At 37.8% G+C, this 14,837-nt stretch carries 16 protein-coding genes and 1 pseudogene; 3 read left to right on the top strand and 14 right to left on the bottom strand.

Going from position 1 to position 14,837, the window contains the following annotated elements:
* Positions 1-198: 198 nt before the first annotated feature.
* From H5119_RS18720 to H5119_RS18695, 6 genes are all read right to left on the bottom strand, one after another.
* Entirely contained in the window at positions 199-1,143 is a 945-nt protein-coding gene (locus H5119_RS18720; RefSeq protein ID WP_182703304.1) for a hypothetical protein, read from the bottom strand.
* Between the two features lie 38 nt (positions 1,144-1,181).
* Positions 1,182-1,532, bottom strand: coding sequence for a PDZ domain-containing protein (locus tag H5119_RS18715; RefSeq protein WP_220492915.1), 351 nt, complete (start codon positions 1,530-1,532; stop codon positions 1,182-1,184).
* A gap of 416 nt (positions 1,533-1,948) precedes the next feature.
* On the bottom strand, positions 1,949-2,236 hold the full coding sequence (locus H5119_RS18710; protein ID WP_182703303.1) for a putative quinol monooxygenase: 288 nt from the start codon (positions 2,234-2,236) through the stop codon (positions 1,949-1,951).
* A gap of 79 nt (positions 2,237-2,315) precedes the next feature.
* Positions 2,316-3,131 carry a 2,5-didehydrogluconate reductase DkgB gene (gene dkgB, locus H5119_RS18705; protein WP_182703302.1) on the bottom strand — a complete coding sequence of 272 codons (816 nt, stop codon included), beginning with the start codon at positions 3,129-3,131 and terminating at the stop codon, positions 2,316-2,318.
* A 590-nt stretch (positions 3,132-3,721) separates the two neighbouring features.
* The gene (locus H5119_RS18700; RefSeq protein WP_138585407.1) at positions 3,722-4,201 is read right to left on the bottom strand and encodes a hypothetical protein; all 480 of its coding nucleotides are present in this window, start codon (positions 4,199-4,201) and stop codon (positions 3,722-3,724) included.
* Between the two features lie 315 nt (positions 4,202-4,516).
* Positions 4,517-4,783 (bottom strand): hypothetical protein, encoded by a 267-nt coding sequence (locus H5119_RS18695; RefSeq protein WP_077535162.1) that lies wholly within the window; start codon positions 4,781-4,783, stop codon positions 4,517-4,519.
* A 240-nt stretch (positions 4,784-5,023) separates the two neighbouring features.
* Here H5119_RS18695 and H5119_RS18690 point away from each other — a divergent pair, with 240 nt between their 5' ends.
* Positions 5,024-5,287 carry a type B 50S ribosomal protein L31 gene (locus H5119_RS18690; RefSeq protein WP_077535161.1) on the top strand — a complete coding sequence of 88 codons (264 nt, stop codon included), beginning with the start codon at positions 5,024-5,026 and terminating at the stop codon, positions 5,285-5,287.
* Between the two features lies 1 nt (position 5,288).
* Positions 5,289-5,423: a type B 50S ribosomal protein L36 gene (gene ykgO / locus H5119_RS18685; RefSeq protein ID WP_007378871.1), complete on the top strand. Its 135-nt coding sequence runs from the start codon at positions 5,289-5,291 to the stop codon at positions 5,421-5,423.
* Positions 5,424-5,505: 82 nt separating this feature from the next.
* On the opposite strand, the gene H5119_RS18680 is transcribed toward ykgO, so the two are convergent.
* From H5119_RS18680 to H5119_RS18645, 8 genes are all read right to left on the bottom strand, one after another.
* Positions 5,506-5,892 (bottom strand): OsmC family protein, encoded by a 387-nt coding sequence (locus tag H5119_RS18680; RefSeq protein ID WP_138585408.1) that lies wholly within the window; start codon positions 5,890-5,892, stop codon positions 5,506-5,508.
* Positions 5,893-5,901: 9 nt separating this feature from the next.
* A complete protein-coding gene (locus tag H5119_RS18675) occupies positions 5,902-6,291 on the bottom strand; it encodes a cytochrome b562 (RefSeq protein ID WP_182703301.1) in 390 nt (129 codons plus the stop codon).
* 134 nt (positions 6,292-6,425) lie between these two features.
* Entirely contained in the window at positions 6,426-8,204 is a 1,779-nt protein-coding gene (locus H5119_RS18670) for a sugar phosphorylase (protein WP_182703300.1), read from the bottom strand.
* 55 nt (positions 8,205-8,259) lie between these two features.
* On the bottom strand, positions 8,260-9,480 hold the full coding sequence (locus H5119_RS18665; protein WP_182703299.1) for a glycosyl transferase: 1,221 nt from the start codon (positions 9,478-9,480) through the stop codon (positions 8,260-8,262).
* Entirely contained in the window at positions 9,473-11,218 is a 1,746-nt protein-coding gene (locus H5119_RS18660) for an HAD-IIB family hydrolase (protein WP_182703298.1), read from the bottom strand. The genes H5119_RS18665 and H5119_RS18660 overlap by 8 nt, the downstream gene beginning before the upstream one ends.
* A gap of 145 nt (positions 11,219-11,363) precedes the next feature.
* Positions 11,364-12,602 carry a uracil-xanthine permease family protein gene (locus H5119_RS18655; protein ID WP_077535155.1) on the bottom strand — a complete coding sequence of 413 codons (1,239 nt, stop codon included), beginning with the start codon at positions 12,600-12,602 and terminating at the stop codon, positions 11,364-11,366.
* Positions 12,603-12,611: 9 nt separating this feature from the next.
* Positions 12,612-13,241, bottom strand: coding sequence for a uracil phosphoribosyltransferase (upp, locus tag H5119_RS18650; RefSeq protein ID WP_138585413.1), 630 nt, complete (start codon positions 13,239-13,241; stop codon positions 12,612-12,614).
* 146 nt (positions 13,242-13,387) lie between these two features.
* Entirely contained in the window at positions 13,388-14,356 is a 969-nt protein-coding gene (locus H5119_RS18645) for an oxidoreductase family protein (RefSeq protein WP_182703297.1), read from the bottom strand.
* A gap of 167 nt (positions 14,357-14,523) precedes the next feature.
* On the opposite strand from H5119_RS18645, the pseudogene H5119_RS18640 reads away from it, so the two are divergent.
* Positions 14,524-14,837: pseudogene (locus H5119_RS18640) on the top strand (group II intron maturase-specific domain-containing protein); the annotation flags it as partial.

The raw sequence follows: 14,837 nt of genomic DNA, 5'->3' as shown, positions 1-14,837 counted from the left end.
GCAGCGCCTGTTTGGCATTAATGCTACGTTATCGCCCATTTATGGGGAATAACCACACTACATAGGCTCTGCCTTGCCTAAATACCAAACAGACTGCTGCAAATTTAACCTTGAAAGATCAACAGCCCCTAATCTACTTTATTAAGTGATCTACTTTGAGGTAAGAAAGTCGTGTCTATAACAAGGCAAAAATTTAGGTTACTTACAGTAACTATATCGACCAAGACCATGATTAAGGTATATGAATTTTTTATGTTCAGGTGCAAAGTAAAATGTTTCATATGAAATACAATTTCCTTTGTAAAAATTAATACGCCAATCTTTTTCATATTGTGTAATCGAACCAAATTCAGCTTCTTTGAAATAGCCCTCATCTGAATGTAAATCTACCATTGAAGATCTTTGCTCAATAAGCAAGTGAGCTAATTGCTCATCAGCAGGTATTACTAAAGGAACTTCACCATTTACATTGCCTTCAAATTTCATTGGTGTATTAAACAATATGCCGGCTTCACTACTCTCAAATGAACACAGAGCTAATTCTTTTATGTTGCTCTCGTTACAAGCTATTTCAAGTAACCACTTTTTAGCACCACTACTATCAAAGAAAATAAAATCACCATTGCCATAATCAACCCTTACATCATCAGTATTCACCAATTCAGGAAACCAAAACGATAAATCATTTTTATGAATATAACTTTTCCATGACGTGTCTTCATCCCAAGAGGTATTCATCGATTCTATTGTTTTTCTTTGCTGGACAATCAATTTTTCTAACTTATTTTTCCAGCCTTGGTTACAACACTCATCACCTAAAATGCCTAAACACCATGTGAAAAATTGCTCCCTTCCTTCATCTAATTCACTAGCCAAAAGCTCTAGCTTACTTTTAATAGCCTTAGATCTAAATTCTTTTTGCTCTGCCTCCGTTAAAAAAGTAAATTCAATATAATGCTCTTTCACAACTGCGTGAGAAGGACACGATAAAAACATAAAAAGTATAATAATACGCATTAGTACTGATAAAGTTAACGTTTTATGAAGAAGTGAATAAAGACTTGGTAAACTTGTAATGAGAGTGGACGCCATATTGATTTCACGCTTTGTGCAGTACTTACGCCCTGTAGCAAAACGAAACATGAAGCTAAAATCAGTCCTCATCGACATGCTCAATAGACTTACCAAACACTCATAGTAACTTTTAAAGGTAATTGGCTACCATCTTCATTTTCTAAAAGTAGTTGTAGTATCTCTCCAGACTCCTTTCGCATTAATTCTTTTGCTTCACTGGCAGGACAACCCGGAATTTTACAGTTTTCGATAGCAATAATTTTCTGTCCGGCTACAATTCCTGCTTTTTCTGCTGGTGAATTAGGCTCTACTTTTTCAATAGTAAATGACGTTATTTTTGGGCTAAAAAAACCATCAGCTCCAACGTTACCTAAAACTCCAAGTTTAACCTCCTCTCCAGCCAAGGCATTTAAAGAAGTAATTGAAATTAAAATAGCTATAAATTTGAACATATGCATAAACACTCCATGTATGTGGTTTAACAAGGCTGTAAAAATAACTGCAACAACCGAATTTAATTAAAAGCAACTGCCTAAAAGAGAGCAGAAATAAATCCTAATCGCTTTTGAAAACATTAAACAATATTTGCAATCCATAAATAAGCTGCTTATGGCATCTGTTGACCTTTTAGGATTAAGATTAGTTCAATCCAAGGACAATTTAAGCGCAAAATGTGTAACCAACCGGGCTCGATAATTGCTTCTGCATTACTAAAAATTGAGTAAAGTTTCGCATATTACTAACATTCATGCATACAGCAAAGAGTAAATCTGCTGAATAGGTAATATCCTTAAAAAATAAAAAGCGATGTAAGTGACATCGCCTATTTAAGTAATTCAGTCAACTACAATATTAGCCGTATAATGAATACCTGTTAACCAATTGATTTATATACATCAATACTACTATTGGTTAAAAGCCCAGTAATTTGCGCTCCGAAGGCTTTAAAATGAGACTCGTTTTTATGCACTTCAAAATGCTCGTTAGACGCCCACTGTTCACTAACTACATAGTCTGTATGATCATCATCACTTTTTACCGATAATTCATAACGTAAGCACCCTACTTCTTGGCGCGATGACTTTTGTAAGTTTTCAAGTGCTGTAAGCATGACATCTGCATCAATATTTTTGCACGACAGTGCCGCTATAACCGTTAACATGTGTATTCCTTTTTAAAAGTTAAGGTGTAGATAATCTACACCTTAGAATATTTAGTTTAACTTTGCGTTTTTGGTAAGTTTACTGATCCCACTGCGGCGCAAATTCTGGTGTTGCTTGGCGGTCGCCGCAATCTAGAGCATCAATGCGAGCTATATCTTCATCATCTAATTTAACGTGGTCGTTAAAGTTATCTTCTAAGTTTTTACGCTTAGTTGATGATGGAATTGTCGTCATGCCATTAGCGTTTACCCACGCTAGAACAACTTGCGCGGGGCTTGCATCGTGCTTGTTAGCAATGTCGATAATGGTTTGATCGTTAAGTACTTTGCCTACTACAAATGGCATATACGCCGTTACGTGTATATCGTTCTGAGCACAGAACGCACGCAATTTAGTATTAGTTAAATACGGGTGCACCTCAACTTGATTAGTAAATATTTCACGCGAGTCGAGTGTTTGCAGAGCCAAGTTTAAGTTTGCAATGGTGAAGTTAGAAACACCAATGTGCTTAGTTAAACCAAGCTGCTTCGCTTTTAGTAATTCAGTTAGGTATTCACTCATTGGTTCGTCGTTAGCAGGTGATGGCCAATGAATTAGCAGTAAGTCGACCGAATCAACTTGTAGCTTTTCAAGTGATTTTTTAACGCTTGGGATAAAGTCACTTTTATTTAATTTGTTATTCCACACTTTGGTAGTTAAGAATATTTCACTGCGCGGAATATTGCTGTCTATTATGGCTTGACCTACTTGCTCTTCGTTGCCATAAATTTGTGCGGTATCAATATGGCGAAACCCAACTTCGAGCGCCATTTTTACTGAGTTATAGGCAGTGTCGCCCTCTAAACGGAATGTTCCCATACCTAAATCTGGCATTTCAATTACACGTTGTGTCATGGCTCTATCCTTATAAAATAATCGGTTAAAAACAAGCTCTTTTAAAGCTTTACGAAATACACCTTTTACTTCTTATTACAACTGTCACTTAAAAATTAATGACCTTACTATTGGTATGAGGTCACTTATTTAAGTTTCAAGGCTTGATAAACTTACGAAAGAACGCCTTTATACTAATCTGCTTATATATGGGGTCTATTTAACGTTAAGAAAATTACGCTAGAACTAGGCAAAAATTTTTGTATCTAGTGTTCTAAATAAAAAATTTTTAACGACGTTATAATGCAATTTAATTCGTTAAATTGATCAAAGATTTATGCAGTTTGGTATTACTCTGGCTGAATCTCGCGTTGATTTAGTAGCTTATGGGTATGCATAAAGGTGTTCAGCTGCGCATAGACAACGTTATTGTGTATAAGTACGTTGAATTATTGAGGGAGGGTATAAGTAAAAATATTAATCGGACTGTTATTTAGGACGACTATTAAGGGCTATTATTTAGGGTTGTAAAAACACCTAATAATCAATAATTGTGGCTTTTTTAGCTGTTACAAAGCCACGATTAAATTTATACATATGTTAACGTCAGTTTATGCTTTGTTATTAAAAAACAAACCTGAGTGTTTATTATCTGAAGATGATGAAAAAAGTGAATCCATTAAAGTTGAAACATTTTTACGCACAGTTAACTGTATTGACGATAACTCACTCTCAAGTTGCTTTTTCAGTTTGCTTAGCTCTTCTGCAGCTTCCCCTGTAGGTGCATCAGAGTTATTGGTCATTTCTTTAATTTTACCCTGCAAGCCTTTAATTGATTCGATTGCTTTATTCATTTGCACTGCGGCATCGTCGCTCGAATCTTCTGTTTTACTGTTGCTAACCGCCTTTGTCTCTTCAGTAACTGTTGGCGAGTTTGTTGTTTTTTCAGCATTTTGATTTAATAAAGTATCGGCTTTAGCCTCAGCATTTTTATCAGTATCATCCGTTTTTACAGTGTTTTTATTTAAATTACTAAGATTTGAATAGCTGTTGTCATTGTATAACTGTGAAGAAAGAGTTCCAAAGTTCATTTTTGCCTCATGTGTCTAAAAATTGACGACTTTATTTTTATAATTAGAAGCAATTATCATTCCAAACCTATCAGTAATCTGAACTCTAGATAATAACCTTTTTCAAACAGCTATTTTCTTATCGCTATAGTAGATCACTAATTTAATGTAATTGGTGTTAATCTTTAAAACATCAGGAGTGCGTGAAGGGGTTTCCATTTGAATTTAATATTATAAATTCAAATGGTTTTGCCAACATTTGTACATATATAACTTTAAACGCGGTGGTTTGCTCGCTGAAGCAGCTAAATAGGGCCCACCTTATTGATTTTAAAATTAATTTTGGTGTTCGTACTGCCCTCTATACACCTCAAATACCTTTAATACGGTGTGTTGCTCTTTTGATAGATTATCAAACCAATCGTCAAACAACTCATCGTTATCTTGCTCACTGAGCGCCATATAATGCGCTAATAATTCGATAATATCGTTATGGTTGCAACTTAGCGGGTTAACTTGTTGTGCTAAGGCACTATGGTCGCGCTCTCTTAGGGTATCCATTACCCCTTGATCTATTTGTTCTTGTTTTATTGCGTCGCTCATACATTACCTCTGTGATCTACTGTAAATGCAGTTGTTAGTGTTTTAAATAACTTAAATATAGTTATAACAGCCTAAACGCTAATAGCCAGCATTTTTGATCTAAGTGCTTATTTTTTGATTTATTTGCGTAAATAGCCGCCAAACTGATGCTTTTCACAGCATTTAAAACTATTTGCAAAGAACAAAAAAGTGCGTTAAATTAAATGATATAATATCACATAACATTTATTGAGACGCTTTATGAAACCAAATATCCATCCTGATTACCAAGTGGTTGCCTTTCACGACACCGCTGCCGACTCTTACTTTATTATTGGCTCTACAATTAAATCCAGCCGCACAGTTGAGGTAGACGGAAAAACTTATCCGTACGTGCCAATTGATGTATCAAGTGATTCGCATCCATTTTATACAGGTAAGCAAAAAACAGTCACCACTGATGGACGTGTTGCACAGTTTAATCGTCGATTTAAGAGTCTTTCATCTGGAAAAAGCGAGGCATAACATGAAGGTACTGAGTTCACTTAAAAGTGCTAAACAGCGCGCTGGTTGTCAAATAGTTAAACGCAAAGGCCGCGTGTTCGTTATTTGTAAAAGTAATCCTCGCTTTAAAGCAGTGCAAGGGATGAAGAAAAAATAGCAGAATTGTTGTAGTGATACCGCTGGGGCGTGTTGAGTTATAATTTTCCTCAGCGGTATTTTTACGTTTTATACGTAGGTGGTTATTTAACAACTACCGAAAACTCAGGAACAGCCTGAATTACTTTTTTAACTGTACATGTATTAACAGCCGCAATAAGTGCTTTTTTATACTTTTCAGGGAAGCCCTCTGGTAAGTTAATTTCAATAGCAAATAACTTTTTACCATTGTCATCAACATTTTCGTTATTTTGAGTTAACGTCATACCTTGTGTTGAAATATCGCGTTGCTCACAAAATTTACGTGCATAAAAGCCAGCGCATAACACCATGCTCACTAAAAAATAATCAAACGGTTCTGGGTGCTCAGCATTACCACCCGCGTTTACACTTTGATCGCTTATAACTTCTAAATCGCCAAATTTTGCGCTTTGCTTTTGGCCTTCTAACATTGAAACTGAAATTTCCATTGTGTTTCCTTATTTTCCAAACAATAATTCAAAAAAACCAGGCGGCTCGTGTAGTTCGTGGTATTTTTTACGTAAGTTATCTATATTTTTTAGTGGTGCTTTCGCGCTATCGAGCCCGTGTTCATTAGCTGCTTTTTTAGCTCGTTCAGCCTGTACTATTACTTTATCTAGGCCTTGCAATGACTGCTCAGGTTCTTTGTAAAATTTAGCGGTTTTACTTACTTTTACCAGCTTAATAAACTTATCGATTGCGATATTAAATTCTGCAAGCTCCGTTGCTTGAACAGCTTGCTTATAGGCAAGGCCAGTGTTTTTCATGTTTATTTCAAGATCAACAGGCTGATCAGCAAATACGAATGAGCTAAATAACAATGTGAAAAATATATAAAAAGACTTCATGAACAACCTTATAAGTTAAAAACGTATAGATTGTATCAAGGATATAAATGAAAGTAACTCGTGCAGTGAAATGGCTTAAAAACTAACTGTAAAGCCCCTTTACAGTTAGTTTTATATTTTAAATACTAAATAGATTACTGTAGATTGCTCAACCATACACTTTGATAGGGCTCGAGTTCAATATTCATCTGCCCTTGCTCTATTGTTTTTACTGATACTAAATCAAACCATTGCTGTGTATCTATTAAGTTTAAATCAGCGAGTATCAAGGTTTGTGATTTATCGCTTATATTATAAATACAAAATACACTTTGCCTACGATCGATACTCTGTCGCCAAAAACCAAATAATCCCCCCGCTAAATGCAGTGTAAACTGAGTGGCATTAGGGTGAAACGCGCTTTGCTTTTTGCGTACAGCCAATAGCGCTTTAATACCGTTAAATACTTTATGATGATGGCTATATTTTTCATCAATCGCTGCTAACAATTTTGACTCTTGCCAACGGTGGCGATTAATAGCTCTGTTGTGTTGAGAGTTTTCAAAACGTTCATAGTCGTTTGTGGTGCCAAGTAAGCTATGAATATAAAGCCCAGGTATCCCCTCAAGCGCAAACATAATTGCATGAGCGCACATAAATCGCTCAAGTCCAAATCTATCGGGCCCATTGTGTGTACCTTGAAGTGCATCAAACAATGCAATATTTAGTTCGTACGGTGTATGTGTGCCGTCGTTACTGGTTCGCATAGATACGCGCCCGCCATATTGCATTGTAGTACTCACTAAGGACGCTACTTCGCTAGGTTGTAATAACCCTTCTATTGGGCGAAGTCCAATTCCATCGTGCGATGCTATAAAGTTAAAATATGCCGTCCCGTTTTGTGCGGGCGGCATACTCATCATCCAATGTTTAAGCGCAGTACTGTCACCACTTAATAATGTATGCAGTAATAGTGGTGGCAATGCAAAGTTATAAATTGCGTGGGCTTCGTTAGCGTTTCCAAAGTACGACAGGTTTTCTTGATTTGGAATATTAGTTTCGGTAATTATCACAACGCTTGGCTCTACGTGCTCAATAAGCGTGCGCAATAGCCTAACAATTTCATGGGTTTGCGGTAAATTTATACAGTCCGTATTTAACTGTTTCCACAAAAATGCAACTGCATCGAGTCTAAATAAGCGCACACCATAGTCTAAGTAATGACGAATAATACCCACAAACTCTTTAAGTACATCAGGATTGCCAAAATCAAAATCGACCTGATCGTGACTAAACGTGCACCACACGTTTTTTTCGCCACTTGGCGTTGTTACGGTATTTAATAACGATGAGGTACGCGGGCGTACAACTTGGCTTAAATCGTCATTTAAACTGGCTGTTTTAAAGTAATTTTTACCTGGGTGTAAATCGTTTAAAAAATTCTCAAACCATACGCTTCTGCTTGAGCAATGGTTAATGACTAAATCAGCCATGAGCTTTACATCATTAGCTATATTCTTAATATCTTGCCAATCACCTAACGACTCATTTACTTGCACGTAATTCATTACCGCAAAGCCTTCGTCTGAGCTGTAAGGGTAAAATGGTAATATATGCAGTGCATTAAGTTGCCTATCGCATTGCTCTTTTATAAATCGGTGTAGTGTTTTAAGCGGGGCTTCTATTGGGCTCGATACAGCAAACTCGCTATCATCGTGTTGTATAATGGAATCGCCATACGCAATTAAAACGATGTCTTGCTCATCCCATCGGTTTGTATGGGGTGTAGGGTCGCGCAGTGGACTACTGCCTAAAATAACGGTAATTAGTTGCTGAGCAAGCTCAGTAATTGACAAAGGCAGCTCAACATCGTCATAAATTATTCGAAGATGTTGCTCTACCCGCTGTAAAAATAGTTCGCTAACTGAAATCACATGCGCCCCTAATATTTATTGTTTTGACTTACAAGCTAGTTAACCTGCGCTTAGGTTAACTATATTCTTTGTTATCTAACTCTACGGCTTCTTTTAAGCGCTCAAGTACGTCTGGCATTGCCGATACAACGCGGTTCCAACTTGGCACAAATGGGGCTTCCATTGGGTTATCCAAAAATTGCTGACCAGCATTCATAATATTTTGCGCAAACATTTCAACTGCTTTTTCTTCTTGGTGTACATCAAGCGTTAAACCATTCATAATGGCGTCGTTATGGTAGGTTTCTATAAAGTCTAAACCAATACGGTAATACGTTGCTTTAAGTGAGCGGATAGTTTCACTGGTAAAGGTAACGCCTTGCGTTGCTAGCTTTCTAAATAAGGCTTTAGTGATATCAATCGACATTTTAGATAACCCAGCACTTTGATCATCAAGTGATAGCGCTTGGTGTTTATGGTCGTAATTATCGGCAATGTCTACTTGGCATAAACGATTATGTGAATAATTACGGTACATTTCACTTAGTACGCCAATTTCTAATCCCCAATCACTCGGTATACGAATATCGTTTAGTACATCGCGTCTAAACGAAAACTCACCCGCAAGCGGATACCTAAACGAGTCCATGTATTCTAAATAATCACGATTGCCTAATATGGTTTTAAATGAGCGCAACAGCGGTGTTACTAATAAACGAGATACACGACCATTAATTTTCCCATTTGCAGTACGCGGGTAAAAGCCTTTACAAAATTCATAGTTAAAGCGTGGGTGCGCAACTGGGTAAATTAACTTAGCAAGTAAGCTTCTGTCGTAAGTTAAAATATCGCAATCGTGCAATGCAATCGATTCAACCTCAGCTGTTGCTAATTTATAACCCATGCAATACCAAACATTTCGGCCTTTTCCAAGCTCTCGTGGCGCTACGCCAAGCGCTTGCAATTCTTTATCGAGTGCTTGCAAACGAGGACCATCGTTCCAAAGTACTTTATGGTTTTGATTTAACTCTTTAAAAAAGCCAAGTGCGTGGCGATATTGCGCCTCATCAGCTCTATCAAGGCCAATTGTAATTTGCGATAAGTAAGGTACTTCGCGTAGTTCGCTAACTATGTTTTTAAGTGCCAGCCCTTCTAACTCGCTAAATAACGACGGTAATATAAGCCCCATAGGACGCTGCTTGCTAAACCCAACCAACTCTTTTTCTAGCTCTTCAATTGGTCGCTCTGCAATATTATGTAATGTAGTAATTACGCCATTTTGGTAAAAGTCAGCCATGAGATGTTTGCTCCTTAGTAATACGTAAAATACTGCTAATACACGGCAACGATATTATTTCTTCAATCCACCCCAGCGGTGCTGGCGATTGAGAGTATCGTGCTTTGTTGTGCGATAATTTAACCGGTTTTTTACTCGCCGGATTAGCAATAATAATGGCAATATTTGCTTGCTCTAACATTTGCTTATCGTTATCGCTATCACCCAGTGCTATGACAGTGAGAGGCTTTCTAAAATGTTGGGTAAACTGTTTAACTAACCACTGCTGCGCAGCGCTTTTGTCAGTGTTTTTGGCAATATGAATAAAACGCCCGCCTATTTTTATCTCGTAGCCAAGTGCCTCAACATCGTTTACAAAGGCTGTGAGCAATTCGTCGTTGCCATACCAATAAAGAGGATCGGAGTACTCTCGTGTTTGTGCTTGCCTTGCTTGTGCATCACTTAATCCGGTTAGCTCAGAAATTTGTTCACAGGTTAGGTTACTAAATAATTTATAATGCGCTTTGTATTTAGAATCGAGCGACGCTAAGTCACTTAATAAGCGCGATAGCGGCTTAGCTAATGCAAAGCACCAATAAGCACCTACTTTTTTACAGCCAAGCGGTTTAAGTTCAAAATAATGATCGGGTATATAAACTGCAGCGCCATTTTCAACAATAAAAGGCTGCTGAATGTTTAAGTCATTTTGAATTTCAGTCACTTCGTAAAATGTTTTACTCGTATTAAACACCACTGGAATATATGCGCTTTGTAATTGCTGTAATAATTCGCTCACATTACTAGTGTTGTAATTGGTATGATCAAGCAAGGTGCCGTCCAAATCTGTAAAAATAATAGGTTGCAGGGTGTTATCACTTGTTAGGTGCATACCGCTAATATCGCGGTTGCTATCAAGTTCAATTAAAGCGTTTGCTTTAGCACTCAGTGTGTTTAAATTCTCACGCGTAATACGCTCAAAATGAGAAATAAAATACACCAATTGCTCGTTAGTCATGGTGCCTGAGCCTTCACCTTTTTTGGCTATTAGCTTTTGTTCTTGCTCTTGTCGCCATGTAAAAACATCACTAAAACTCGGCGCTTTTAGCATAACGGTATAATCAATTAGGTTAAAAACGGCTTTATATTCATTTGCTAAACAGCTATTTACACAGCGGCGCCAAACGCCATCTTTATCATGAAGCTGCTCTAACTCGTTAAGCGGTTCACTCAATGAAAATAATGGCTGCGGTTCACTACCTACGCACCATCCTTCCAAAATAACAATATCGACAGGTTTTAAATTAGTTAGCCACTCATTTTGAGGGGCGCAATCATCTAGGTGTTTATTAAAGCGTGGTAGCGGCACATTTATATCACCCGCTAACAACCTTGAAATAGTGCTATTCATTAATTCAGTATCGTGAGTACCAGGCACGCCACGACTCACGAATAATGGATGAACATCTTCGCCGAGTTGTTTACGCGCTTGCTTAGATAAATAAAAATCGTCAATAGATAAAGCGACACAGTTAAGGGATGTATTTTTAGAAAACCACGTAACTAAAAAATCAGCGAGTGTTGTTTTTCCTGAGCCTTGGCAGCCATTTATAGCAACAAAAATAGGAGTATTTGTTTTTTTAGATTCGAGAATGTCATGCGCAAGTGGAACAAAATAATGTTCACTCAAATATTGATATTTTAAAGGCAATTGGTGCTTTGCTAAAAACGGGGTTATATCCACAATATTGACCTCTGACATAGTAACTTATTTGCATACAATGCGTTCTGGGAGTTAAATGCAGATACTAGACCAATATTATTTTTTCATATATTTTAATGAGTTAAAAAAATAGCGCATTTAAAATGCGCTATTATGGTGCAAACTATTTAGCGTGTGTGCAAAATCAAGCCTGTTCAGGCTCCGCTTTTGGCAACACCAAGTTAAGTACAATGCCTAAAATAGCGCATAAACTTACGCCTTCTAAACTAAATTGGCTACCACCAACATGCATACCACCAATACCGCACACTAAAATAAGCGCAACGATGCTTAAATTACGGGGTGCGGTTAAATCATCTCCCGACTTAACCAGTGTATTTAGGCCAACAACCGCAATAGATCCAAAAAGTAAAATCATAATACCGCCCATCACAGGGACTGGTATTGTTTGCAGCCCAGCCCCCATTTTAGCGATAAACGCTAACGCAATGGCAATAATTGCAGTCCACATCATTACTTTTGGATTAAAGTTTTTAGTGAGCATAACCGCACCTGTTACCTCTGAATAAGTGGTATTAGGTGGTCCACCAAATAATGAAGCTGCCGATGTAGCTAACCCGTCACCAAACAAGGTGCGGTGCAAACCAGGTTTTTTCAAAAAGTCTTTTTTAGTGACTTGGCTAATCGCCATCATATCGCCAATGTGCTCAATTGCAGGTGCAATAGCCACAGGCACCATAAATAAAATAGCCTGCCATTTAAACTCTGGTAACGTAAAGTTAGGCACAGCAAACCATTGTGCATTACTTACTGCGTCAAATTGCACAACACCTAAGACAAGCGATAAGCCATAACCCGCAACAACCCCTGCCAGTATAGGAATAAGTTTAAATACGCCCTTTCCCCATACTGCAAAAACAAGCGTTATCAATAACGAAAACATCGAAATAAAAATAGCGTTGTTGTAAGCAATTAATTGCACACTACCATCGCCACTTTTACCCATTGCCATATTTACAGCAACAGGTGCAAGCGCTAAACCAATAACCATAATGACAGGGCCTACCACTACGGGCGGTAAAATTTTATGAAGCGTAGCCACACCTTTAAATTTCACTAATAAGCTCAATAGCATATACGCAAAACCTGCCGCCATTAAACCGCCCATAGTCGCGGGCACACCCCACATTTGCACTGCAGCAATAATAGGTGCAATAAAAGCAAACGATGAGGCTAAAAATATAGGCACTTGCCCTTTAGTCACAAGCTGAAACAGCAAAGTACCAAACCCTGCTGTAAACAATGCCACACTCGGATCGAGCCCTGTTAATAGCGGCACAAGCACCAATGCACCAAACGCTACAAACAGCATTTGCGCACCTGTTAAAATAGTCTTTATCGAAAATGTGGCATTATTTTGCACTGACCCCTCCTAAACTGTACCAAATATTTTATCACCGGCATCACCTAAACCAGGCACTATGTATCCTTTTTCGTTCAGGTGACTGTCTACTGATGCAGTAAATATTTCTACGTCTGGGTGAGCTTCAAGTGTTTTTGCAACGCCCTCTGGTGCCGCTACAAGTATAATTACTTTAATTTCTTTACAACCTGCTTTTTTAAGCATGTCGATAGTGGCAATCATTGAGCCACCTGTTGCAAGCATTGGGTCAATAACCAAGCTTAAGCGCTGTTCAATATTACCTACTAACTTTTCAAAATAGGGGATTGGCTCTAGTGTTTCTTCATTGCGCTGCAGGCCTACAACACTTACTTTAGCAGCCGGTAATAATTGCATTACACCGTCCATCATACCAAGACCGGCACGTAAAATAGGCACTACGGTAATTTTTTTACCTTTAATATGTTGTACGTTTAATTTGTTACCGTCCCAACTGGTGATTTCGTTGTCTTCAAGCGGAAGGTTTTTAGTAGCTTCGTAGGTTAATAATGTGCCAACTTCAGAGCACAGTTCACGAAAGCTTTTAGTGCTAATGCCATGTGCGCGCATTAAACCAAGTTTATGTTGAACAAGAGGATGAGTAATAACGTGAATAGCCATGATAAAAACCTACTAAGACAATAATTAGCGGTATTTTATATTAAAAAAGGTCATTTGACCTGTAATTTTAAAGAGATTTTCATACATCGTACCTAAATACACATTATTGCTTGATATTTATGCAAGTAGCTAACATGGACTTTTTATTAAATGTTAGCGGCTAACCAGTTGTTTACCTGCTTGAGCATATAGCTATTTATTTTTTGATGCTCAGGACTCCAGCCAGCTAAAAAACGATAAAAGTCAGCCCAAGCTGCAGGCCACAAAGCGATCCAGTCGTTAGCTATTTTATCAGCAGGTGCTTTAGGCTGATAAATCGTAATAGCTGTTTTTAAGCTATCAAAATAATATGCAAGATACTCATCAGCGCTCTCGTGTAATTGTGTATCACTTAAGCAACTAGTCATAAAATACATTACATCAACTATTCCAGTGCCCACACCTATATACTGAAAGTCATACCCGAGTATTTTGCTGCGTTCACTAGTCGCTAATTTAGCAGCAAAGTTAGCGAGTTTCGCATCGCCATGGATCAGGGTTTTATACTCACAACGTTGTAGCTGCTCATCGATTTTATGCGCAGCGTTTTTAATATCGGACTTTTTGTTGGCGCTAGTTTTTAGTTTATTAAACTCATCTGGTCGCGTACTTAAATGCCAATAGTTACCTTGCTGCCATAAACCATCAGCGGGTTTATTTAAGTTAAACGCATGAAAGTGCGCTAGCCACTTTAATATGGCTTTTATATGTTCGCTTCTTGCTTGAACAAAGCCATGCTTGGTGAAATTTTTAAATACCAGCGCATACTCATCATCTTTATTAATTGCGCTTATACATTCAATACTTTGCGCATGCGCTGATAAATGCTGGCTATACAGCTTATAAAAAGTGTATTCAACATTATAAGAATGCTGCTTTCTTTTAAGTGCAAATTCGCTTTGCTTAATCTTAGGATGGTTTATATAACGGGGTATTTTAATAGCTTTAACTACACATGGCTCATCATCTAGCTGGCACTGCACAATACTGCCACACCCACTCCAAAGTGATGTTAGCGTATCGCCAATTTCAATCTGCTTAAAATAAGGGTGTAATAAAGGAAGGTAAAATGCCATGGTAATATTAAGTAATTAAATTTTTTGTAGTTTAACATTAGTGGGCGTTTTTAATAAAACTACGGCATAAAAAAAGCCCAATTTGGTTTTATACAACTCTGTATGTAAACAGTATAATATTTCTTTCTTAATGGGTGGCCAAAATTAGTTGACCACTACATTACGCTCAAGTGCAGATCCACGAACAGGCGCTAAAGAAATTTAAAGCAAATGTAAGAGAACTCACTAACCGCAACTGGGGGATCTCAATGACCCTACAAATTCATAAACTCACGCAGTATTTACGCGGCTGGGGACACTACTACCTAATAGCCAACGCTTATCAACTAACAGTGGATTTAGATCATTGGATCCGTCGTAGGATAAGAATGTGCTACTGGCGGCAATGGCGTAAACCTCGCACCAAAGTACGCAGTTTAATGAAATTGGGTGTTAGCGAGCGACTCGCCATAGCCTGTGGTATCACCAGTAAAGGCCCTTG

The sequence above is a fragment of the Pseudoalteromonas sp. SG45-5 genome (assembly GCF_014164085.1).
Classification (GTDB): domain Bacteria; phylum Pseudomonadota; class Gammaproteobacteria; order Enterobacterales; family Alteromonadaceae; genus Pseudoalteromonas; species Pseudoalteromonas aliena.
Note: the sequence above shows the minus strand (reverse complement) of the source record. Positions and strands in the feature narration are given on the sequence as shown.